Raw genomic sequence first — 22,353 nt, forward strand, 5'->3', positions numbered from 1 at the left:
CACTGCCACTGAAACGCTTGAATCCGGCCTATCCGCCTTGCTTATTTAGGCAGCAGCACGGTATCGATGACGTTGATCACGCCGTTCGACTGATTCACGTCATAGGTGCTGATATTGGCAGCATGGCCGCCATCGTCCACGACGTAGATGTTACGCGGACCGTTCTGCATGAACGTCAGCTTGCCGCCGCTGGCGGTGGCCAGTTCAGCCTTGCCGCCGCCCTTCTTGATTTCGCTTTCCAGCTTGGCGTAACCGTAGCGGCCAGGAACCACGTGGTAAGTCAGGATCTTGGTCAGGGTGGCCTTGTTCTCAGGCTTGACCAGGGTTTCCACCGTACCGGCCGGGAGCTTGGCGAAGGCGGCGTTGGTGGGCGCGAAGACGGTGAACGGCCCCTTGCCCTTGAGCGTATCGACCAGGCCCGCAGCTTTTACTGCCGCCACCAGGGTGGTGTGATCGGCTGAATTGACGGCGTTATCGACGATGTCCTTGCTGGGGTACATGTTTTGCCCGCCCACCATCACGGTGTCTTCTGCATTAGCCGCACCGGCGGCGATCAAAGCGGCGGACAAAGTCAAAGCATAAGTAAGTTTGCGCATGATGATTCCTTCGAATGAGAGTCAGATTTCGGAGCCTGCACAGTCATATACGCAACCGTGCCGAAACTGGATTCGCCGGATTCAAAAAAACATGCAAGATGTGGGGCAACCACCAGATGATGCTGCGCTTGCTGCAGCAATCGAAAGAAAATGAAGTAAGCCGATAGGCCGGATTCTGTTACGACGTCCAGGCTTGCACCCTCGCGTTATGACAGCCATTCCTCTAGGCGCTGGATTGCTCCAGCGCTCCAGCTCTCTACCCGCACGCTCCGCGAGCAACATCAACGCGTGCCTATTTGAGATTGCTCCGAGTGGAGGTTACCGCGTTTCACCGTAACTTAATACGCTCGTCTCTGTGGCCCTATTCCTCGCCTCGCGGCGGACGGCCGTTAACCGTCACCCTGCTCTATGGAGTCCGGACCTTCCTCCCGCCGGCGCCTTGCAGCGCCAGCCAGCGGCTGTCTGGCTTACTTCAGGCGGCATTCTACCGCAATGCGCCGCCAGGCTCGCCGATACTATGCTGATATTTCGCTATTATTTGACTGGAGGCAGCGATTTGCAGCGCACGGCTCAGTCCGGCGATGCCAAATTGGCATGAGACAGGCGCCCCGCGCCTACGTATAGTATCCAGGAATTATTGCAGTGCAAAACCGCAAGCGCAAACGGATAACCGGCGCAGCGGCTTGCCGCGACGTCATTCAAACCTTGCGCAACAGGATAGAACACATGCACATCTGCGTACTCGGCGCCGGCATCATCGGCGTGACCTCCGCCTACCGCCTGCTGGAAGCCGGCCATGAGGTGACCCTGGTCGATGCGGCAGCGCAGCCCGGCAGCCAGACCAGCCTGGGCAACGGCGCGCAGCTAAGCTACTCGTACGTGGCGCCGCTGGCCGATCCCTCGGTGTGGATGCACTGGCCGGAATATCTGTTCAGCGCCGATTCGCCGCTGACCCTGCGGCCGAAAATGGATACGGCGCAGTGGCGCTGGCTGCTCAAATTCCTCGGCGCCTGCAACAGCAAGCGCGTGCGCCAGACCACGATCGACCTGCTGCACCTGTCTTCCTTCAGCCGCGACCAATTGCGGCAGCTGACCACGACCGTCCCGCTGGATTTCCAGCATCGCACCGCCGGCAAGCTGGTGCTGTACAGCGACGCCAAAGGCCTGGAAGGCGCGCGCAGGCAGATCGACTTCCAGGCGCAGCATGGATGCCAGCAAGAGATCATCGACGCCGCGCGCTGCCTGCAGATCGAGCCGGCGCTGGCCAACGCCAGACGCGACTGGGCTGGCGGCGTGTATACCCCGAGCGAAGAAGCCGGCGATTGCGCCACGTTCTGCCAGCAGCTGGTGGCGGCGATGTTGCGGCAGCCCGGCTTCCGCTTCGCCCACTCACAGCGCATCGGCAAACCGGAAATGCGTGCCGCTGCACTGACCGCGGTGCATGCCGGCGCGGAAAGAATCGAGGCTGACGCTTTCGTGCTGGCGCTCGGCGCCGACAGCGCCGGCTTTGCGCGCCAGGCAGGATTTTCGCTGCCGCTGTATCCGCTCAAGGGCTACAGCATCACCGTTCCGCTGAACGACGCCAGCCACCAGGCTGCGGCGCCGCAAGTGTCGATCACCGACCTGTCCAGGAAAATCGTCTACGCGCGGCTCGGCAACCGCCTGCGCGTCGCCGGACGGGTGGAACTGGTCGGCATGGATCGCAGCGTACCCGCCGCCGCCATCGATGAACTGAAGCGCGGCGTCGGCGAACTGTTTCCCGGCTGCGCCGACCTGTCGGATAGTGCGAGCCTGTCGCCATGGACCGGATTCCGGCCGGCGACGCCGAGCGGCGTGCCTATCGTCGGCGCCTCGCCGCTGAAGAACCTGTACCTGAACGTCGGCCACGGCAGCCTCGGCTGGACCCTGGCGCACGGCAGCGCAAGCCTGCTGGCGCAGCTGATCGCCGGCAAGGCTACTGCCATCGACGCCAGTCCCTTTGCATTCAAACCCTAACCCGCGGCCGAGGACAATCATGAAACTCATCACCAACCAGCAAGTCGCCGAACTGATCAACACCAACGATGCAATCGACGCCATGCGCCAGGCCTTCAAGGGCATAGGCCAAGGCGCGCAGCAAGCGCGCATGCGCACCAGCGCCGGTCCCGTCATGATGTCCAGCATGGGCGCCCTGCTGCCCGCCGCCGGCATCGCCGGCTACAAGGTCTACACCACCATCAATGGCAAGTTCCATTTCGTCACCGTGCTGTTCTCCACCGAGGACGGCCGGCCCCTGGCAACGATTGAATCCGACACCATGACGGGCTTGCGTACCGCTGCCGCCACCGCCGTTGCCGCCGACCATCTGGCCAACCAGGATGCCGCCACGCTGGCGGTGATCGGCACCGGCGTCCAAGGCCACTCGCATGTGCCGGCCTTGCTGGCAGTGCGCAAGTTCAAGGAAATCCTGATCGCCGGCCGCAGCGGCCAGCAACAGTTTTCCGAGCAGATCACGTACCAGACCGGCGTGCCGGCGCGTGCTGTCAGCATCGACGAAGCGGCGCAAGCGGGCGATGTGGTGGTGACCGTCACGCGTTCGGCCCAGCCGCTGTTTGCCGGCGATCTGCTGAAGCCCGGCGCTTTCGTGGCCGCCGTCGGCGCCAGCAAAGGCAACCTGCGCGAACTCGACGACCGCGCGATTGCGCGCGCCAACGCGCTGGTAGTGGAATGGAAGCCGCAGGCACAGCAGGAAGCCGGCGACCTGCTGCTATGCCAGCCAGGCACTTTCGCCTGGGAGAACGTATGGGAACTGGGACAGATTGTCGACGGCAGCAGCGGCTACCAACGCCGGCCCGACGACCTGGTGATCTACAAGGCGATCGGCGTCGGCGTCGAAGACATCGCCCTGTCCGGCCTGGTCTACCGGCGCGCATGCGAGCGCTACGGCTGGTAACAAGGCTTATCCTTGCGCGCCTGACGGCATCACTTGCCGCCGCCAGGCCGGCGGTCTAGAATCGGGCTCTCACTGCCGGCGGCGCTGCAAATCGCCGCCGGCAGTCAATGCACGATTACCGACGACCGGCACACATGGAATTCCACTTACTCAGCTTCATGAAGACGGTGCTCTTTGTGCTGGCGGCGCTGTTGCCGATCATGAACCCGCCTGGCGGCGCACCGATTTTCCACTCGCTGACCATCGCCGCCTCCGACGCCACCCGCAATTCGCTGGCGCGGCGGGTCGCCATCAACTCCTTCCTGCTGCTGATAGGCGGCATGTTCATCGGTACCCACGTGCTGGCCTTCTTCGGCTTGTCGCTGCCGGTAGTCAAGGTAGCAGGCGGCCTGCTGGTGGTGGCCACCTCCTGGAAAATGCTGAACTCCGACGAAATGCCGAAAGGCGAAGCCGTGCCGGAATCGCTCTGGACCGAGGAGCTGGCGTCAAAGAAAGCGTTCTACCCGCTGGCTTTTCCGCTGACCGTGGGACCTGGCTCGATCTCAGTCGCCATCACCCTCGGCGCCGGCGTACGCGTACCCAATGTGCCGCTGCCGCTGTCGCTGGTGGCCGCCGTAGTCGGCCTGGCGCTGGCGGCGCTGGCGGTCTACCTGAGCAACCGCTTTGCTGGCGTACTGATCCGGCTGCTGGGCGATACCGGCACCACCGTCATGCAGCGCATGACCTCGTTCATCCTGCTGTGCATCGGCGTGCAGATCCTGTGGGATGGCGTCAGCGGTCTCTTGATGATATGGCAAGCGCATTGATTTAAGCGTGGACAAAGCGGGGGCTGATGATAAGATTATTGCCTCACCAACCCACACGGAGAACACAATGCTCAAGAAAATCATGGTCATTGCAGCAATGTTTGGCATGTTTGGCGCGATATCCGCTTGCAACACGGTAGCGGGCATGGGTAAGGATGTGCAGACCGGCGGTGAAAAGGTGCAGGACGCTGCGCAGGATGCGCAGAAGAAAATGTAATTCCGGGCGGATAGGCATGGGGCGGGCAGTGTTATCAGCCGCTCCTTGCCGGTCCCCATGTCAACAATATCTGCTTGATTAGAGTCGCTCCGTAAGCCCGACTCAGACAAAAAACTTCATCCTGCATTTGGCTACGCCAATCAGCGTCAGACAGACACATCCAATTTTAGAATCGTGCAAGCTAAAGTGCGAGGCCTAAGCCAAGTCCGAACCAGTGAGAATCGAAGCGGCAATGGAATCATTCCCTGGCGCTGCTGGGGAAATAAAGCGCCGATCCACACACTTCAGGAGAATTCATGTTTGACCACGTTAAATTCGGCGTCAGCGACTATGCAGCGAGCAAAGCGTTCTTCCTCAAGGCACTTGAACCGCTCGGCGTAGCTGTTGCCTCGGAGGGACCACCGACCTACGGTGTCGAGCTTATTGCCCCAACGAGTAAGGCTTCATTGTGCCTCTGCCAAACCGAAGAGAAGCCGGCGCGTCTTCACTTGGCGTTCACGGCCGAGAATCGCCAGCAAGTCGAAGCCTTCTATCGCGCGGCCCTGGAGGCGGGTGGCAAAGACAATGGTGCGCCTGGTCTGCGCCCGCACTACCACGCGAACTACTATGCAGCTTTTGTCATTGGTCCGGACGGGCACAACATCGAGGTGGTTTGCCACGAATCCAAAACCTAACTCTTACTTCACGCAATACAAGCAACTTCGGGTACAAAATACGCCTGTAAAAATGCGCCTATTCCGAGCGCCCATAAAAAAACCCGACTTGTCGTCGGGCTCCTTATGCGTGCAAAGAAAACGCTACTCAGCAAAACTTGCTGAAGTCAGGCTTGCGCCGCTCAAAAAATGCCATAAATGCTTCCGCCGCCTCAGGTGCTTTCAGCATGGCGCCGAAATGTTCGATCTCCTGCGCCATCCGCGCTTCCACTTCAGCAGTCTGCGCGCCCTTCATCAAACGCTTGGTGATGCGGATAGACGCTGCCGGCAACGCCACCAGCTTAGCCGCCTGCGCCTGCGCAAACGCCAGCAGTTCTTCCGCCGGCAAGACCTTGTTGACCAGGCCCATGGATGCGGCCTCTTCTGCCGTGAAGGCTTCGCCCAGCAGCAGCTTTTCGGCTGCGCGCTGATAACCTGCAATCTGCGGCAAGATCAGGCTGGAGGCGGCTTCCGGGCACAAACCCAGCTGCGTGAACGGCATCGAGAAACGGGCGTCGTCGGCTGCGTAGACCAGGTCGCAATGCATCAGCAGGGTGGTGCCGATACCGACTGCGGCGCCGGCGACTGCGGCTACCATCGGCTTGCTGGCATGGCTGATCTGCCACAGGAACTGGAACACCGGGCTGTCGGTGCCGGTGGGACGGTTCTTCATGAAATCTTCGAGGTCGTTGCCGGCGCTGAAGATCTGCGGCTTGCCTAAGAACAGGATGGCGCGCACTGCGTTATCTGTCTCTGCGTCTTTCAAGGCGTCGACCATGGTCTGGTACATGGCGGCGGTGATGGCATTCTTCTTTTCGAGACGGTTGAATTCAATCGTCAGGATGCCGTTTTCCTTGCTGGTCAAAATATCCATCTGGTACTCCATTTATCACTACAACACGTTCGATAGAATAGATCGTAAATCGCGGTCTTCCAGTTCGCCACAGACGCGAGAACAAGGCGCATGGCGCGCAGACAGTACGCTAGTACGGCAAGCGCCATGCAACGCGGTCCGCCGCTGACAAACAAACTATTGCGCCTGTGGCGGACTGGAAGACAAAAAAGCCGTGCGAAGGATGGCTGCACGGCTTTTTTGTTTTTTACGATTGCTTGTGACAATCTGCTAATTCAAACGATTACATGCGTTCGAAAATACCCGCAGCGCCCATGCCCGCACCAACGCACATGGTGACCATGCCGTATTTCTGGTTGCGGCGGCGGATGCCGTGGATCGCAGTTGCGGCACGGATGGCGCCGGTTGCGCCCAGCGGATGGCCCAGCGCAATGGCGCCGCCCAGCGGGTTGACCTTGGATGGATCCAGGCCGAGGTCCTGAATCACTGCCAGCGCTTGCGCTGCAAATGCTTCGTTCAGTTCGATCCAGTCCAGCTGGTCCTGGGTCAGGCCGGCCGCGCGCAGCGCTGCCGGGATCGCTTCCTTAGGACCGATGCCCATGATTTCCGGCGGTACGCCGCGTACTGCGAACGAGACGAAACGCGCCAGCGGGGTCAGGTTGTGTTCCTTGAGGATTTTTTCACTGACCAGGATCAGGGCGCCGGCGCCATCCGACATTTGCGAGCTGTTGCCTGCAGTGACCGTGCCTTTGGCGGCAAACACCGCCTTCAGCTTGCCCAGCGTTTCCATGCTCGACTCGGCGCGTGCGCCTTCGTCGCGGTCGACGGTGCGGTTCTTGATGTCGATCTGGCCGGTGGCCAGGTTCGGGAAGCGCTCGATGATGTCGAAGGAAGTAGTTTCATCCTTGAACTCACCAGCCTGCTGGCCGGCGATGGCGCGGCGGTGCGATTCCACCGAAAACGCGTCTTGCGCTTCGCGCGAAACTTTCCATTGCTGAGCGACTTTTTCCGCAGTCAAACCCATGCCGTAGGCCATGCCGACGTTTTCATCCGAGAACGCGTTCATGTTGACCGAAGGATGGAAACCCATCATCGGCACCATCGACATCGATTCGGCGCCGCCGGCGATCATGACATCAGCCTCGCCGACGCGGATGCGGTCGGCAGCCATGGCGATCGCGGTAATGCCGGATGCGCAGTAACGGTTGACAGTAACGCCGCCGATGGTGTTCGGCAGGCCGGCCAGCAGCACGGCGTTACGCGCCATGTTCAGACCTTGCGCGCCCTCAGGGAAGGAACAGCCGATGATGGCGTCCTGCACCAGCTTGGGATCCAGGCCTGGCACTTGCGCCATGGCGGACTGCATGACGCGCACCAGCAGGTCGTCCGGACGGGTGTTCTTGAACATGCCGCGCGGCGCCTTGCCGATTGGCGTACGGGTTGCGGAAACGATATACGCTTCTTGAAGTTGTTTGCTCATTTTAATCTTCCTCGTTAGTTGCGCACTGGTTTTCCGGTCTGCATCATGCCCATGATCCGCTCTTGCGTCTTAGGGTTGTTCAGCAGTTCGACGAACGCTTTGCGCTCCAGGTCCAGCAACCATTGTTCATTCACGATGCTGCCTTCGTTGACTTCGCCGCCGCAAACGATGTTGGCAATCATGTGGCCCAGTTTGTAGTCATGTGCCGAGATGAAGCCGCCGTCGCGCATGTTGACCAGCTGCGCCAGGATGGTGGCGATGCCGTCGCGGCCTACGACTGCGATCTGCGCCTTCAGCGGTGGGCGGTAGCCGGCGTCGAACATGGCGCGTGCCTCAACCTTGGCTACGTGCAGCAGCTCGTAGGCGTTGAACACGATCACGTCATCGGCTTTCAGGTAGCCCATGCTCTTCGCTTGCAGCGCCGATTTCGAGACGTTCGCTGTGGCGGCATTCATGAAGGAAGTCTTCAGGAATTGCAGGATGTCGTTGCCCTTGGCGTCGTTGGCGGCACGTACTGCAGCTTCCTTCAAACCGCCGCCGGCAGGAATCAGGCCAACGCCGACTTCGACCAGGCCGATGTACGATTCGATCGATGCGACACGCTTGGCTGTGTGCAGCGCCAATTCGCAGCCGCCGCCCAGCGCCAGGCCAGCCACTGCGGCAACCACTGGTACGCTGGCGTACTTGAGGCCCATGAAGGCTTGCTGCAACTCGGCGACCATCGGTTCGATCGCCTTGGCGCCGCCCGACATGAACAATGGCAGCATCGATTGCAGGTCGGCGCCGGCAGAGAATGCGCCGCCTTCAGCTGCATCCGCGTGCCACAGCACCAGTCCCTTGTAATTCTTTTCTGCCTCGGCAACCGCTTTGTTCAGACCGGCGATGACGCCAGGTCCGATGACGTGCATCTTGGTCTTGAAGGACAGGACCAGGACGTCGTCGTTCTGATGCCATGCGCGTACCGAGTCGTCCTCGAATACGGTGGTGCCGGCAGTCTTGCCGTCGGCTACGCCCTCGCCCAGCAACGGTGCGCGGAACACCTGGCGCTCGTAGACTGGCAGAGTGGAACGGGCAACGTTGGCTTTCTTCGCCGGCGAGTAGGAACCGTCGGCAGCGTGCACGCCAGTGCGGCCGTCGAATACCCAGGCTGGCAACGGTGCATTGCACAGCGCCTTGCCGGCGTCGATATCTTCCTTGACCCAGCCGGCGATCTGCTTCCAGTCGGCGGCTTGCCAGATTTCGAAAGGACCTACGCTCCAGCCGAAGCCCCAGCGCATGGCGAAATCGATGTCGCGTGCGTTGTCGGCAATCGATTCCATGTGGACGGCGATGTAGTGGAAGCCGTCGCGGAAGATGGACCACAGGAATTGCGCTTGCGGATTGGTCGATTCGCGCAGGGTTTTCATGCGCTTGACCGGATCCTTGTCTTTCAGGATGCGCGCCACCAGTTCGTCGGCCTTGCCGCCGCCGGTCACGTACTCGCCCTTGGCGGCGTCGATGCGCAGGATGTCCTTGCCGACCTTCTTGTAGAAGCCGGCGCCGGCCTTCTGGCCGAGCGCGCCCTGCTCGACCAGCTTGGCCAGCAGCGGCGGCGTTGCGTACACGCCGTAGAAAGGATCGTCCTTCAGGTTGTCCTGCATGGTCTTGATCACATGGCCCATGGTGTCCAGGCCAACCACGTCGGCGGTACGGAAAGTACCGGACTTGGCGCGGCCCAGCTTGGCGCCGGTCAGATCATCCACCACGTCGACTGAGAGGCCGAATTTTTCAGCTTGATGAACCGTCGAGAGGATGCCGAACACGCCCACGCGGTTGGCGATGAAGTTCGGGGTATCTTTAGCGCGGACCACGCCCTTGCCCAGCGTCGTCGCCAGGAAGCCTTCCAGCTGATCGAGGATCTCTGGCTTGGTGGTGGCGGTCGGGATCAGTTCCACCAGGTGCATGTAGCGCGGCGGGTTGAAGAAGTGGACGCCGCAGAAGCGTGCTTTCAATTCAGCGTCGAACCCTTCCGACAATGCGGTGATCGACAGGCCGGAAGTGTTGGATGCGAAAATCGCGTTCGGCGCAATGTGCGGCGCAACCTTCTTGTACAGGTCGTGCTTCCAGTCCATGCGCTCAGCGATGGCTTCGATGATCAGGTCGCAACCGGCCAGCACATCCAGGTTGTCTTCGTAGTTGGCGACTTCGATCAGGGATGCGTCATCCTTGTTGCCCAAAGGCGCAGGGCTGAGCTTCTTCAGGTTTTCGATGGCGCGCAGGACGATACCGTTTTTCGGGCCTTCCTTGGCCGGCAGATCGAACAGCACCACCGGTACCTTGGCGTTCAGGCAATGGGCCGCGATTTGCGCGCCCATCACGCCGGCGCCGAGGACGGCGACTTTTTTAACGATGAAATTCGACACTTGTTTCTCCTTGGTCAGTCTGTTGGGAGTGCAGGCCTGCGCTGAGCGCGCCAGGCCCACCCTACGGCTTATTTAGAACAAATCCGCATCCAGCGCCATCAGGCTGCCCGAACCGGAGCGTGCCTGACGAATCAGCATTGCAGTTTCCGGCAGCAGGCGGGCGAAATAGAAGCGTGCGGTCGCCAGCTTGGAAACGTAGAACTTGTCGCCTGAATCTTGCTTGGCCAAAGCGATCTTTGCCATTTGCGCAAAGAAGTAGGCGTACACCAGGTGGCCAACCACGCGCAGGTAAGGTACTGCTGCTGCGCCGGCTTCGTCCGGATTCTGGAAAGCCTTCATGCCGATTTCCATGGTCAGCTTGCTGACCTTGTCGCCCAGGTCGGCCAGCGGCGTGATGAATTCCGACAGCGCTTCATCGGCGCCGTTTTCTTCGATGAATGCCTGCACCTTGGCGCCGAATTTCTTCAGCTTGGCGCCGTTGTCCATCAACACCTTGCGGCCCAGCAAATCGAGCGACTGGATGGTGTTGGTGCCTTCATAGATCATGTTGATGCGGGCATCGCGCACATACTGCTCCATGCCCCACTCGGCGATGAAGCCGTGGCCGCCGTATACCTGCATGCATTCCGATGTCGCGGTCCAGGCGTTGTCGGTGATGAAAGCCTTGATCACCGGCGTCAGCAGGGCGACTTCATCGGCGCAGTCCTTGCGCACTTGCTCGTCCGGGTGGTTCAGTTCCTTGTCCAGCTGCAGCGCGACGTAAGAACAGAAAGCGCGCGCGCCTTCAGCATATGCTTTTGCGGTCAGCAGCATGCGGCGTACGTCGGGATGGACGATGATCGGATCGGCTGGCCGGTCCGGCGCCTTGATGCCGGACAGGCTGCGCATCTGGATGCGGTCCTTGGCGTACACCAATGCGTTCTGGTAAGCCACTTCCGTCAAACCCAGGCCTTGCATGCCGACGCCAAGGCGGGCAGCGTTCATGAACACGAACATCGCGTTCAAGCCCTTGTGCGGGCTGCCGATGAGCCAGCCGGTAGCGCCGTCCAGGTTCATCTGGCAGGTCGAGTTGCCGTGGATGCCCATCTTTTCTTCGATCGCGCCGCAAGTGATTGGATTGCGCGCGCCCAGCGAACCGTCTGCGTTCGGCAGGAATTTCGGCACCAGGAACAGGGAGATTCCCTTGGAACCTTCCGGTGCGCCTGGCAGGCGCGCCAGCACCAGATGGATGATGTTTTGCGACATGTCGTGCTCGCCGGCCGAGATGAAAATCTTGCTGCCGGTGATGCTGTAGGAACCGTCGGCCTGCGGCTCGGCTTTCGAGCGCAGCATGCCAAGGTCGGTGCCGCAATGCGATTCGGTCAGGCACATGGTGCCGGTCCATTCGCCGGACACCAGCTTAGGCAGGTACAGCGCTTGCTGCTCCGGCGTGCCGTGTGCGTGCAGGCACTCGTAGGCGCCGTGCGACAAGCCCGGGTACATGGTCCAGGCCTGATTGGCCGAATTCATCATTTCGTAGAACGAATTGTTGATCACCAGCGGCAGGCCCTGGCCGCCGAATTCAGGATCGCAGGACAGCGATGGCCAGCCGGCTTCCACATACTGCTTGTAGGCTTCCTTGAAACCCTTTGGCGCGGTAACGGTGTGGGTAGCCTTGTCGTGGTGGCAGCCTTCGCGGTCGCCGGAATGGTTCAGCGGGAACAGTACCTGGGAGGTAAATTTACCGCCCTCTTCCAGCACTTGATTGATGATGTCGGCATCAATCTCGGCATGCTTCGGCAATTGTTTCAGTTCATCTTCTACATGCAGCAACTCGTGCATGACGAATTGCATATCCCGCAGTGGCGCGACGTATTGACCCATGGTGCTCTCCTGATGATTGACTTTATTGGATTGGTCTGGCTGCCGGTTTGGCAGCGATTTTTTGATTCGTTTTTTGATTCTGCGATACCGCCTTGCCGACAGTTGCCGACGGCTGCGCGTTGCGGTAGCTGTCGATCAGGCGGTCAAAGCCTTTTTGCGCGCGCTCCACGCTGCCGGCCTTCTTGAGGAAGCGGGCGTCGTGGTGCAAGCCCAGGATCAGGCCGTACATTTCATACACCAGCTGGTCGGCGTCGGTATCAGCCCGCAGATGGCCGGCCTCGACCGCCTGCAAGGCGCAGCGGTGCAAAGCCAGCTGCCAGGTGCGCACCATGGTCACCAGCTGTTCGCGGATTTCGCCAGGCCGGTCGTCGTACTCGACCGCGCCGCTGATATAGATGCAGCCAGAGGCGATTTCAATCGTCACCTGGCGGATCCAGCGCGCAAACATGCATTCCAGGCGCGGCAAGCCACGTGCTTCCTTGATGCTGGGATAGAACACTTCTTGTTCGAACTGGCGGTGGTACAGCTTCACCACTTCGATCTGCAGGTCTTCACGCGAGCCGAAATGCGCGAACACGCCGGACTTGCTCATGTTCATTTTTTCAGCCAGCAAACCGATGGTCAAGCCTTCGAGGCCGTCGCGGCTGGCCAGCGTGATGGCGACATCCAGAATCGCTGCGCGCGTCATTTCGCCTTTACGCATGAATTTTGGCGGCGTGTCGGTGTGTGCCACGATAGTCCTGTCTCTGCCTGGTTGGCTCTGGTTAGCTTTGGTGTTGAGCGGCGCCTGCTCGCTTTGGCATGATGGTTTTACTCATGCCCGCAAGAATGCGAACGCTCGTACTATTATGCACCAGAATCGAAATGTCAAACAGCGACTTAGAGGGGCGATTCTACCGAGAGCTCCTTCGACTTTGATCGGGAGTTCGTTTGCGCTGCTTGAGTCCGACGCCTGGCGTGTGCCGCAACGCCGCCAGTACGGGGGAAACGCTCCGGGCAGTCCCACGCTACCGGGAAAACTGCACGAAAGCGATGTCAGATCGGCATTGGAAAATCGCCTCAGGATTGTGCTTTATCCAACAAACGGCGGTCGCGCTTGGTGGGCCGGCCCTTGATCGCCATGGTGGGTTCCTTGAAGAATTTCCGATCCTCGGCCACCACGCTGCGTCTAGCCATGCTTTGCTCGGTTTCCCGGTACAGCGTTTGCGCGATCGCAGCCGAGCCGCGGACATCGGCCAGCAGCAATACCTCGACCTCCCAGACGCTGGCGCCGTTGTCGATCGCCAGGGTATCGCCTGCCTTGAGGTTGCGCGCCGGTTTGGTGCGCTCATCGTTCAGCTTCACCTTGCCGTTATCGACCGCATCGCTGGCCAGGGTACGCGTCTTGAAAAACCGCGCCGCCCACAGCCATTTGTCGATCCTGACGATTTCTACTGTTTTGCTCATGCCGTCATGCCTATATCCTGCTTGCGCTCAAACCGGATTGTCGATATCGATGAACTGATGCTGCAGGCCGAAGCGTTCCGCCAGGTGCCGCCCCAGCGCCTGCACGCCGTAGCGCTCGGTGGCGTGGTGCCCCGCCGCCAGGTAGGCCACGCCGCTTTCGCGCGCCAGATGCACGGTCGGCTCGGAAATCTCGCCGCTGATGTAGGCGCTGGCGCCGGCCGCGATAGCATCGCCCAGCATGCCTTGCGCGCCGCCGGTGCACCAAGCCACGCTAGCCAACGGCTGCGCCGGGTCGCCGATCAGCAGCGGCGCGCGCTGCAGGCGGCGTTCGATGACAGCGGCGAGGTCGCCCACGGTCTGCATCTGCGGCGCGGCGGCATGGCCCAGCCAGCCCAGCTGATCGTCGCCGAAGCGGCCATCCGGCACCAGGTCCAGCTGCTGCGCCAACTGCACGTTGTTGCCGAACTGCGGATGGGAATCCAGCGGCAGGTGATAGGCGAACAGGTTGATATCATGTGTTAACAACAACTTCAGCCGTTTATGCTTGCTGCCGATGACGCGCGCATCCTCGCCGCGCCAGAAATAGCCATGGTGCACCAGGATCGCATCGGCGCCTGCCTCCACTGCAGCCTCCAGCAAAGCCTGGCTGGCGGTAACGCCGCTCACCAGGCGCTGAATTTGCCCCCGGCCTTCAACCTGCAAGCCATTGGGACAATAGTCACGGAACTGTATAATGTTTAATGCTTCGGCAAGATACTTTGCCATGTCGATGCGGCTGACTGAATGTTGACTCACGATTTTTGACCCTCTGCTTTTTGACCCTCTACCAAGACTCCACTATGCGACGTTTCTGGCTGTTATTTGCACAAACCGTGACCGTCGGTTTAGCGATCCTGTTCATTGTAACGACCTTGAAGCCGGATTGGCTAACCGGGTCACTGACCAGTTCGCGCCTGCATATCGCCGCCTCCAAGGTACCGCTGCAGGAAGCGGCGCCGGGGACGCTCGCGCCGAGCTCGTACCGCCAGGCCTCGCAGCGGGCGATGCCGTCGGTGGTGAATATCTTCACCAGCAAGGAAGCCAAGGCCGCCAGTCCGGAAGTGCTGGAAGACCCGCTGCTGCGCAAATTCTTCGGCGACCGCGGCGACGATTCGGAGGACAAGCAATCCAGCCTGGGTTCCGGCGTCATCGTCAGTGCGCAAGGCTATATCCTGACCAATAACCACGTGGTCGAATCGGCCGATGAAATCGAAGTGGCGCTGGCCGATGGCCGCACGACTACCGCCAAGGTAGTCGGCACCGATCCGGAAACCGACCTGGCGGTGATCAAGATCGAGCTGCCCAACCTGCCGGCCATCACGCTGGGCCGGGCGGACGAAGCCAGTGTCGGCGATGTCGTGCTGGCGATCGGCAATCCGTTCGGCGTCGGCCAGACCGTGACCATGGGGATTATCTCGGCGCTGGGCCGCAGCCATCTCGGCATCAACCAGTTTGAAAACTTCATCCAGACCGATGCCGCCATCAATCCCGGCAATTCGGGCGGCGCCCTGATCGACACCAACGGCAACCTGCTGGGCATCAACACCGCCATCTATTCGCGCACCGGCGGTTCGCTCGGGATCGGTTTTGCGGTGCCCATGACGACCGCCAAGACCGTGATGGAATCGATCATCAACACCGGCCACATGGTGCGCGGCTATATCGGCGTCGAACCGCAGGACATCACGCCGGAACTGGCGGAAAGCTTCGGCCTGACGCGCAAGACCGGCGCCATCATCGCCGGCGTCATCAAGAGCGGCCCGGCCGACAAGGCCGGCCTGAAGCCGGGCGATATCCTGGTGGCGATCGAAGGCAAGCCGATCACCGACAGCACCGACATGACCAACCTGATCGCCCAGCTGCAGCCGGGCAGCAAGGCGAAACTGACCGTGCTGCGCAAGGCCCAGGAAAGCACGGTGGAAGCCATCATCGGCAAGCGACCGCCGATGAAGCGCGAGGCCGAGTAACCGGGTCGCACTGGCCCGGGCCACGCGCCCAGGCCAAGCAGCATGCCGGCGCACAACGGATAGACAGCGATCCCGATCGGCAGGTTGATCAGCGCTTGCGGTCATCACTGCAAAATGCTGGCTAGGCGATCGAATCGCTGATCTGGTGCGATAATTACCAACTGCCAATTAGCCATATCCATACCCGCGACCACGCCACCCAATAGGCTTCGATAAAAGCAATCGCATAAAGGAAAACTGCAATGCATGTCCGCGACCTGACCCAATACCTTGCCGAACTTTCTGAAAACAACAACCGGGCCTGGTTCGTCATGAACAAGCCGCGCTACGATATCCTGCGCGCGGAATTCCTGGAGCTGGTGACGCGCCTGATCGGCGAGGTCAGCAAATTCGACCCCTCGATTGCCGGCTGCAATCCGAAGAAGGCCTTGTTCCGCATCAACCGGGACATGCGTTTTTCGCATGACAAGAGTCCGTACAAGACCTACTTCTCGGCGTCCATCATCGCCAGCGGCTTGAAGAAACCGAGCCAGGGCGGCGGTCCCTCCTACTATTTCCACATCGATGCCAGCGGCACGCTGCTGGTGGCCGGCGGCGAATACATGCCGCCCGCCGACCGCTTGCGCGCGATCCGCAACCAGGTGGTGGCGGATGCCGGCGGTTTTGGCAAGCTGCTGAAGAACAAGAAGCTGGTGGCGACCTACGGTACCTTGCAATCCGAGGGCAAACTGATCCGCCCGCCGAAGGGATTCGATGCCGATGCGCCGCATATCGAATATATCAAGCTGAAGAATTTCATCGTCTGGAAGGAACAGCCGATCAAGAAGATGCTGTCAGACGCATTGGAGAAAGAACTGCTGAACGGCTTCAAGGATGCCTATCCGCTGGTCAGCTGGCTGCGCCAGATCAAGACGCCGGTTGCCGCTGAATGACGGCCGGAGAGCGGCTGCATGGCCGCTCGCTTGATGGCGATATTGCTTAGACCGTTTCCTCGGCGTCGACCGGCGCCTGGGTCGCCTTGACGAACAAAGGCGCCACCAGCAGGCCGATTTCGTACAGCAGGCACAGGGGCACCGCCAGCAGCATCTGGCTCATGATGTCCGGCGGCGTCACGATGGCGGCCACCACGAAAGCGCCCACGATCACGTAGGGGCGGATGGATTTCAGCTTTTCCAGCGACACCAGGCCCATGCGCACCAGTACGATCACCACGATCGGCACCTCAAACGTCATGCCGAAGGCGATGAACATGGTCATCACGAAATCGAAGTAGTTGTCGATGTCCGGCGTCACCGAAATCGAAGTCGGGGCCACTTTGTTGATGAAGTGGAAAATCACCCCGAACACCAGGTAATAACAGAAGGCCACGCCAGTGATGAACAGGATCGAAGACGACACCACCAGCGGCGCAATCAATTTCTTTTCATGGGCGTACAAACCCGGCGCGATGAAGGCCCACAGCTGGTACAGCACCCATGGCAGGGCGATGACGAAGGCCACCAGCAAGGTCACCTTGACCGGAATCAGGAATGGCGTGATGACGCCGGTGGCAATCATCTTGCTGCCGTGCGGCAGCGCGCTCAGCATAGGCGCCGCCAGGAAGTCGTAGATATTCGCCGACCACGGCATCAGACACAGGAAGATCACGATGATCGCGATCGAGGCCTTCATGATGCGATTGCGCAATTCCACCAGGTGCGAAATGAACGTCTCTTCGACGCCGCTGGTTTTCTGTTCTTCAGTCATGGGGGCGGGTATTTTGCGAACAAGCTATTGTGCGGATATCAGGCGTCGACCGGCGGTTCATATGGTTGACGCATGAGATCATGAAAAAAATGAGCCGGAAGACTTGCCCTGGCTGGCCGGCCGGTATTTCGCCACGCGGGCGGCGCCGGACAGCACGCGCGATTTCTGGCCGCTTTGCTGCTTGTACCAGGCTGGAACAGCGCTGCTGCGCGCCAGCTTTTTCTTGCGAAAACTCTTGGCCTTGATCGCCAGCTGTTCAACCTTGTAGGTTTCCGGCGTCATGCTGGCGCTATCGTCCCAGGCGGCATGGACGTATTTGTTGGCGTCGGAGATGCTGCTGGCAATGCTCTGTTCGATATCGCTGGCGGCTTCCTGCACGTCCTGCTGCATCTTGCGCAGCTCTTCCAGCTCGATTTCGCGGCTGACTTCCGATTTCACTTCGTTGATATAGCGCTGCGCGCGGCCGAACAGCGAACCGGCCATGCGCGCGACGGTCGGCAGCTTTTCAGGGCCGACCACGACCAGAGCGACAACGCCGATCAGAGCAAGTTTAGTGAGGCCAATATCAATCATGGGGAGGAGCGGCAAGCATCAGGCCGGGCCGGCAGCATGGATTTGCGCCGGCGACGGTCATCGCTCAGTTGCCGGACTTGTCCTTTTCTTTGGCCGCCACATCAATCGTTTGTTTGTCAGCGGCGGCTTTTTCTTCCTCGCCCTTGACGCCATCCTTGAAGCCCTTGACGGCCTTGCCGAGGTCGGAGCCCATATTGCCGATTTTTTTGGTGCCAAATACCAACATCACGATAACCAGCACGATCAACCAATGCCAAATACTGAACGAACCCATTTTTTTCTCCTTGCCGGACATCCTGTGCCCGGACCTGCTAAGTCAACACACCGTTAATTACTTACAATCCCGGCAGCATTTTTCGCCGGCGCAAAACCGGTTCAACGCTGCCCGCGCCACGGCTTAGGTCCGCCGATGACGTGCATATGCAAATGGTACACCTCTTGGCCGCCCTCCGGTCCGACGTTGAACAAGGTCTTGAAGCCGCCGCTGGCGTGGCCTTGCGCGTCGAGCTGATAGCCGCAACCTTGCTCTTTTGCAAGGCGCGGCGCCAGGAGCGCCATTTTACCCAGCAAAGCGGTGTGCTGCTCGCCGCAATCGGCAAGCGTTGCGATATGTTGTTTCGGCACAATAAGGAAATGGATAGGCGCCGCCGGATTGATGTCGTTGAAGACGACCAGGTCGTCGTCTTCATAGATCAGCTTGGACGGAATCTGCTTGGCCGCGATTTTGCAAAAAATACAATTTTCCAAATTATCTCCAGATATCAAACAGCCGAAAGGAATCAGGATGCTATAACAAAGTGGCTCGGTGCGGGCCTCAATTCTTGCCTGTATCGGTTTCCTGCGCTTCGTGCTCGCTCAACTTGCGGCTGGCCTTTTCTTCGATCCCCGACAAACCCTCGCGCCGCGCCAGTTCCTGCAGCACATCCTGCGGCGTCAGGTTGAATTGCGCCAGCATGATCATCGAATGGAACCACAGGTCGGCGCATTCATACAAGACATGCGAAACGTCGCCGTCGACGCGCGCATCCTTGGCAGCCATCACGGTTTCGGTGGCTTCCTCGCCGATCTTCTTCAGGATCGCATCGTCGCCCTTGGCAAACAGGCGCGCCACATAGGAGGTAGCCGGATCGCCGCCGTTGGCCGGCTTGCGCGACTCGATGACGGCGGCCAGGCGCTCTAAAGTATCACTCATGATGGCAACCGCCGTCCGTTGTGCTCAATGCTCATTTGTAGATCTCATCCGGTTCTTTCAACACCGGCTCGACCGCTTCCCAGCTCTTGCTGTCGCTTTCATACTTCTGGAAGAAGCAGGAATGGCGGCCGGTGTGGCAAGCGATGTCGCCGGCCTGGGTCACTTTCAGCAACACGACGTCTTCGTCGCAATCGAGACGGATTTCATGCACTTTCTGCACGTGGCCGGACTCCTCGCCCTTGTGCCAGAGTTTCTTGCGCGAGCGGCTCCAGTAGACTGCCTCGCCCAGCGCCACCGTCTTCGCCAGGGCGTCGCGGTTCATCCAGGCGAACATCAGGACATCGTTCGAACCGAGCTCCTGGGCAATCACCGGCACCAGGCCGTGCTCATCCCATCTGACCTTGTTTAACCAACTCACGCTGCTCATGCTAGCCTCATCGGAATCTGCTGTGCCGCCATGAACTGCTTGGCTTCCTGCACAGTATGTTGACCATAGTGGAAAATGCTCGCTGCCAGCACCGCATCGGCACGGCCGATCTTGATGCCGTCGGCAAGGTCCTGCAAGCCGCCGACGCCGCCGGAGGCAATCACCGGTATCGTCACGGCATTGGACACGCTGCTGGTCAAGGCCAGGTCGAAACCAACCTTGGTGCCGTCGCGGTCCATGCTGGTCAGCAGGATTTCGCCCGCGCCCAGCTGTTCCATCTTTTGCGCCCATTCGATCGCATCGAGGCCGGTGGCCTTGCGGCCGCCATGGGTGAACACCTCCCACTTGCCGGGCGCGACCTGCTTGGCGTCGATGGCGACCACGATGCATTGCGAACCGTACTTGGCGGCGGCGTCCGCCACCAGCTGCGGATTGGTCACCGCGGAAGTGTTGATGCCGACCTTGTCGGCGCCGGCGTTCAGCAGACGGCGCACATCTTCCACCACGCGCACGCCGCCGCCTACCGTCAGCGGGATGAAGACCTGCGACGCCACCGCTTCGATGATCGGCAGGATCAGGTCGCGGTTGTCCGAAGATGCCGTGATATCGAGGAAGGTCAGTTCATCGGCGCCCTGCTCATCGTAGCGGCGGGCGATCTCCACCGGATCGCCGGCGTCGCGCAGCTCCAGGAAATTGACGCCCTTGACGACGCGGCCATTGGTCACGTCGAGGCACGGGATGATGCGTTTGGCAAGAGTCATGACTTGTCAGCTGCGGGCTGCTCCGATAAATCTTCGTCCCCGGCATAGTCGCCAAGGTCGTCGCTCAGTTCGTCGGCGCGCTCCTGCGCCGAACGCAGGTCGAGCGTGCCTTCGTAGATCGAACGGCCGCAGATCACCGCCTCGATGCCTTCGTCCTGCACCGCGCACAATGCTTCCACATCGTGGACGTTGTGGACGCCGCCGGAGGCGATCACCGGGATCGTCATGCTTTGCGCCAGCTTGACGGTGGCCTCGATGTTGACGCCGCCCATCATGCCGTCGCGGCCGATGTCGGTGTAGACGATGGAAGCGCAGCCGTAGTCTTCGAATTTCTTGGCGAGGTCAATCACTTCGTGGCCGGACAGCTTGCTCCAGCCGTCGGTCGCGACCTTGCCGTCCTTGGCGTCCAGGCCGACGATGATCTGGCCCGGAAACGCGCTGCAGGCATCATGCAGGAAACCGGGGTTCTTGACCGCGGCGGTGCCGATGATGATGTAGCTCAGGCCGTCGTCGAGATAGCGTTCGATGGTGTCGAGGTCGCGGATGCCCCCGCCCAGCTGCACCGGGATTTCTTCGACGCCGTTGAGCAGGGCGAATTCGCGCACCGCCTTGATGATGGCTTTGACCGCAGGTTCGTTCTTCGGCTTGCCGGCAAAGGCGCCATTCAAGTCCACCAGGTGCAGACGACGGGCGCCCTGCATCAGCCAATGCCGGGCCATCTCGCCCGGATCGTCGGAAAACACAGTGGCTTGGTCCATATCGCCTTGTTTCAGGCGTACGCAGTGACCGTCTTTGAGGTCGATGGCAGGTATCAGCAGCATGGCTACGTTAATTGGTTGAGTTCAGTTAAAAATCAGATCGGATCAGTTGCGGACAGGTTCTTGCAAGGTGTCCCGCAATCGTTTAAACACGCCATTCCACAAAGTTCTTATACAACTGCAAACCGGCGGCGGCGCTCTTCTCCGGATGGAACTGTGTAGCGAAAATATTATCACGGCCGACGGCGCAGCTGAATGCGGCGCCATAAACGGTCTCGCCGAAAGTATGTTCTGCCAGCGCCGGCGCAGCGTAGTAACTATGCACGAAATAAAAATAGTCGTCGTCGGCAATGCCGTTCCAGAGCGGATGAGACTGCGACTGGCGCACCCGGTTCCAGCCCATCTGCGGCACTTTGAAACGCGAGCCGTCATCTTGCAGCTGGCCGTCAAGCTGGAAGCGCACTACCTTCCCCGGCAGCAGGCCGAGGCCGTTGGTCGGGCCTTCCTCGCTGCTGTCGAACAGCATCTGCTCGCCCACGCACACGCCCAGCAAAGGCTTGTTGCGCGAAGCTTCCAGCACGGCTTCCTGGACGCCCGACTCGCGCAGGCAGCGCATGCAGTCCGGCATCGCGCCCTGGCCCGGCAACACCAGCCGGTCGGCAGCCTGGATATCGGCGATGGCGCCGGAGATACGGACATCAGCTTCCGGCGCTACCTGGCGCAGGGCTTGCGCCACCGAGCGCAGGTTGCCCATGCCATAGTCAACCACAACGATTTTGTTCATGATAAAAATTCAAGTCTTGATAAACAAACCTGGTGCGCATCCGCGTTGCGACATCTGCCGGCGTGAAGCCAAGGCCGGCGCAACGATTTGCAAGAACGGCCGCACAGGACGAAAGCGGTGCTTAAGTGATTACATTAGTCGTCAAACAACTACTGATCGCTACAGACTACCCTTGGTCGAAGGAATCGTCCCGGCGGAACGCGCATCCAGCTCAGCGGCCATGCGCAGCGCCCGGCCAAACGCCTTGAAGACGGTTTCGCATTGATGGTGGGCATTCTCGCCGCGCAGGTTGTCGATATGCAAAGACACCAGGGCGTGGTTGACGAAGCCCTGGAAAAATTCGTGGGTCAGGTCGACGTCGAAGCCGCCTATCATCGCGCGCTTGAACGGCACGTGGAATTCGAGTCCGGGACGGCCGGAGAAATCGATGACAACGCGCGACAAGGCTTCATCCAGCGGCACATAGGCATGGCCGTAGCGGCGAATGCCCTTCTTGTCGCCGATCGCCTTGGCGAACGCTTGCCCCAAGGTAATGCCGACGTCCTCCACGGTGTGGTGGGCGTCGATATGCAAGTCGCCGTTGGCTTCGATATCCAGGTCGATCAGGCCATGCCGCGCAATCTGGTCCAGCATATGGTCCAGAAAGGGCACGCCGGTATTCAGTTTTTGCTGGCCGCTGCCATCCAGATTGATGGAGACGCGGATTTGCGTCTCGTTGGTGTTGCGGGTGATCGATGCTGTTCGAGGCGTAGACATGTTGAGCTTGAGACCAATTTACGATGTGGTGACGCACACGGCGCCATGGAGGTAATGCTAAAT

Annotated in this window: 25 protein-coding genes and 1 other RNA gene; 7 read left to right on the forward strand and 19 right to left on the reverse strand. The window is 60.2% G+C overall.

Annotation, left to right across the window (positions count from 1 at the left end):
* Positions 1-41: 41 nt before the first annotated feature.
* Together KHU30_RS11775 and rnpB are read right to left on the reverse strand one after the other, a co-directional pair.
* Positions 42-596 (reverse strand): fasciclin domain-containing protein, encoded by a 555-nt coding sequence (locus tag KHU30_RS11775; protein ID WP_211442858.1) that lies wholly within the window; start codon positions 594-596, stop codon positions 42-44.
* Between the two features lie 148 nt (positions 597-744).
* An RNA gene (gene rnpB, locus KHU30_RS11780) (RNase P RNA component class A) lies at positions 745-1,070 on the reverse strand.
* Positions 1,071-1,322: 252 nt separating this feature from the next.
* On the opposite strand from rnpB, the gene KHU30_RS11785 reads away from it, so the two are divergent.
* From KHU30_RS11785 to KHU30_RS11805, 5 genes are all read left to right on the forward strand, one after another.
* Positions 1,323-2,591 carry a D-amino acid dehydrogenase gene (locus tag KHU30_RS11785; RefSeq protein ID WP_211443222.1) on the forward strand — a complete coding sequence of 423 codons (1,269 nt, stop codon included), beginning with the start codon at positions 1,323-1,325 and terminating at the stop codon, positions 2,589-2,591.
* Between the two features lie 19 nt (positions 2,592-2,610).
* Entirely contained in the window at positions 2,611-3,528 is a 918-nt protein-coding gene (locus KHU30_RS11790) for an ornithine cyclodeaminase family protein (RefSeq protein WP_211442859.1), read from the forward strand.
* A 134-nt stretch (positions 3,529-3,662) separates the two neighbouring features.
* Positions 3,663-4,334: a MarC family protein gene (locus KHU30_RS11795; protein ID WP_230427347.1), complete on the forward strand. Its 672-nt coding sequence runs from the start codon at positions 3,663-3,665 to the stop codon at positions 4,332-4,334.
* Between the two features lie 67 nt (positions 4,335-4,401).
* Positions 4,402-4,551: an entericidin A/B family lipoprotein gene (locus tag KHU30_RS11800; RefSeq protein ID WP_211442860.1), complete on the forward strand. Its 150-nt coding sequence runs from the start codon at positions 4,402-4,404 to the stop codon at positions 4,549-4,551.
* Between the two features lie 296 nt (positions 4,552-4,847).
* The gene (locus tag KHU30_RS11805; protein WP_211442861.1) at positions 4,848-5,225 is read left to right on the forward strand and encodes a VOC family protein; all 378 of its coding nucleotides are present in this window, start codon (positions 4,848-4,850) and stop codon (positions 5,223-5,225) included.
* A gap of 127 nt (positions 5,226-5,352) precedes the next feature.
* Here the strand turns inward: KHU30_RS11805 and KHU30_RS11810 are convergent, their stop codons facing one another.
* The 7 genes from KHU30_RS11810 to KHU30_RS11840 form a co-directional block, all read right to left on the reverse strand.
* Positions 5,353-6,117 carry an enoyl-CoA hydratase gene (locus tag KHU30_RS11810; RefSeq protein ID WP_211442862.1) on the reverse strand — a complete coding sequence of 255 codons (765 nt, stop codon included), beginning with the start codon at positions 6,115-6,117 and terminating at the stop codon, positions 5,353-5,355.
* Positions 6,118-6,379: 262 nt separating this feature from the next.
* A complete protein-coding gene (locus KHU30_RS11815; RefSeq protein ID WP_211442863.1) occupies positions 6,380-7,576 on the reverse strand; it encodes an acetyl-CoA C-acyltransferase in 1,197 nt (398 codons plus the stop codon).
* Between the two features lie 14 nt (positions 7,577-7,590).
* Positions 7,591-9,978 carry a 3-hydroxyacyl-CoA dehydrogenase/enoyl-CoA hydratase family protein gene (locus tag KHU30_RS11820; RefSeq protein ID WP_211442864.1) on the reverse strand — a complete coding sequence of 796 codons (2,388 nt, stop codon included), beginning with the start codon at positions 9,976-9,978 and terminating at the stop codon, positions 7,591-7,593.
* A gap of 72 nt (positions 9,979-10,050) precedes the next feature.
* Positions 10,051-11,841 (reverse strand): acyl-CoA dehydrogenase C-terminal domain-containing protein, encoded by a 1,791-nt coding sequence (locus tag KHU30_RS11825; protein WP_211442865.1) that lies wholly within the window; start codon positions 11,839-11,841, stop codon positions 10,051-10,053.
* A 22-nt stretch (positions 11,842-11,863) separates the two neighbouring features.
* Positions 11,864-12,544 (reverse strand): TetR/AcrR family transcriptional regulator, encoded by a 681-nt coding sequence (locus KHU30_RS11830; RefSeq protein WP_211443224.1) that lies wholly within the window; start codon positions 12,542-12,544, stop codon positions 11,864-11,866.
* Positions 12,545-12,900: 356 nt separating this feature from the next.
* On the reverse strand, positions 12,901-13,287 hold the full coding sequence (locus tag KHU30_RS11835) for an RNA-binding S4 domain-containing protein (protein WP_211442866.1): 387 nt from the start codon (positions 13,285-13,287) through the stop codon (positions 12,901-12,903).
* Positions 13,288-13,314: 27 nt separating this feature from the next.
* Positions 13,315-14,082 (reverse strand): Nif3-like dinuclear metal center hexameric protein, encoded by a 768-nt coding sequence (locus KHU30_RS11840; RefSeq protein ID WP_211442867.1) that lies wholly within the window; start codon positions 14,080-14,082, stop codon positions 13,315-13,317.
* A gap of 44 nt (positions 14,083-14,126) precedes the next feature.
* Between KHU30_RS11840 and KHU30_RS11845 the strand changes: the two genes are divergently transcribed.
* A complete protein-coding gene (locus tag KHU30_RS11845) occupies positions 14,127-15,293 on the forward strand; it encodes a Do family serine endopeptidase (protein ID WP_211442868.1) in 1,167 nt (388 codons plus the stop codon).
* A 242-nt stretch (positions 15,294-15,535) separates the two neighbouring features.
* Entirely contained in the window at positions 15,536-16,225 is a 690-nt protein-coding gene (locus tag KHU30_RS11850; protein ID WP_211442869.1) for a DUF2461 domain-containing protein, read from the forward strand.
* A 46-nt stretch (positions 16,226-16,271) separates the two neighbouring features.
* Here KHU30_RS11850 and tatC read toward each other — a convergent pair whose 3' ends face one another.
* From tatC to hisB, 10 genes are all read right to left on the reverse strand, one after another.
* Positions 16,272-17,039, reverse strand: a complete 768-nt coding sequence (gene tatC, locus KHU30_RS11855; RefSeq protein WP_211442870.1) for a twin-arginine translocase subunit TatC — start codon at positions 17,037-17,039, stop codon at positions 16,272-16,274.
* Between the two features lie 78 nt (positions 17,040-17,117).
* On the reverse strand, positions 17,118-17,612 hold the full coding sequence (gene tatB / locus KHU30_RS11860; protein ID WP_211442871.1) for a Sec-independent protein translocase protein TatB: 495 nt from the start codon (positions 17,610-17,612) through the stop codon (positions 17,118-17,120).
* Positions 17,613-17,676: 64 nt separating this feature from the next.
* Positions 17,677-17,886, reverse strand: a complete 210-nt coding sequence (gene tatA / locus KHU30_RS11865; protein ID WP_098497497.1) for a Sec-independent protein translocase subunit TatA — start codon at positions 17,884-17,886, stop codon at positions 17,677-17,679.
* Between the two features lie 101 nt (positions 17,887-17,987).
* On the reverse strand, positions 17,988-18,359 hold the full coding sequence (locus KHU30_RS11870; RefSeq protein ID WP_211442872.1) for a histidine triad nucleotide-binding protein: 372 nt from the start codon (positions 18,357-18,359) through the stop codon (positions 17,988-17,990).
* A 67-nt stretch (positions 18,360-18,426) separates the two neighbouring features.
* The gene (locus KHU30_RS11875) at positions 18,427-18,804 is read right to left on the reverse strand and encodes a phosphoribosyl-ATP diphosphatase (protein ID WP_211442873.1); all 378 of its coding nucleotides are present in this window, start codon (positions 18,802-18,804) and stop codon (positions 18,427-18,429) included.
* Positions 18,805-18,835: 31 nt separating this feature from the next.
* Positions 18,836-19,231, reverse strand: coding sequence for a phosphoribosyl-AMP cyclohydrolase (gene hisI / locus KHU30_RS11880; protein WP_038485021.1), 396 nt, complete (start codon positions 19,229-19,231; stop codon positions 18,836-18,838).
* Positions 19,228-19,992 carry an imidazole glycerol phosphate synthase subunit HisF gene (hisF, locus tag KHU30_RS11885; RefSeq protein WP_062111780.1) on the reverse strand — a complete coding sequence of 255 codons (765 nt, stop codon included), beginning with the start codon at positions 19,990-19,992 and terminating at the stop codon, positions 19,228-19,230. Before hisF ends, hisI begins: the two co-directional genes overlap by 4 nt.
* The gene (gene hisA / locus KHU30_RS11890; RefSeq protein ID WP_211442874.1) at positions 19,989-20,813 is read right to left on the reverse strand and encodes a 1-(5-phosphoribosyl)-5-[(5-phosphoribosylamino)methylideneamino]imidazole-4-carboxamide isomerase; all 825 of its coding nucleotides are present in this window, start codon (positions 20,811-20,813) and stop codon (positions 19,989-19,991) included. The genes hisF and hisA overlap by 4 nt, the downstream gene beginning before the upstream one ends.
* An 82-nt stretch (positions 20,814-20,895) precedes the next feature.
* The gene (gene hisH / locus KHU30_RS11895) at positions 20,896-21,534 is read right to left on the reverse strand and encodes an imidazole glycerol phosphate synthase subunit HisH (protein ID WP_211442875.1); all 639 of its coding nucleotides are present in this window, start codon (positions 21,532-21,534) and stop codon (positions 20,896-20,898) included.
* 159 nt (positions 21,535-21,693) lie between these two features.
* A complete protein-coding gene (gene hisB, locus KHU30_RS11900) occupies positions 21,694-22,290 on the reverse strand; it encodes an imidazoleglycerol-phosphate dehydratase HisB (RefSeq protein WP_211442876.1) in 597 nt (198 codons plus the stop codon).
* Between the last annotated feature and the right edge of the window lie 63 nt (positions 22,291-22,353).

The organism is Collimonas humicola, from assembly GCF_018304945.1.
GTDB classification, from domain to species: Bacteria; Pseudomonadota; Gammaproteobacteria; order Burkholderiales; family Burkholderiaceae_D; genus Collimonas; species Collimonas humicola.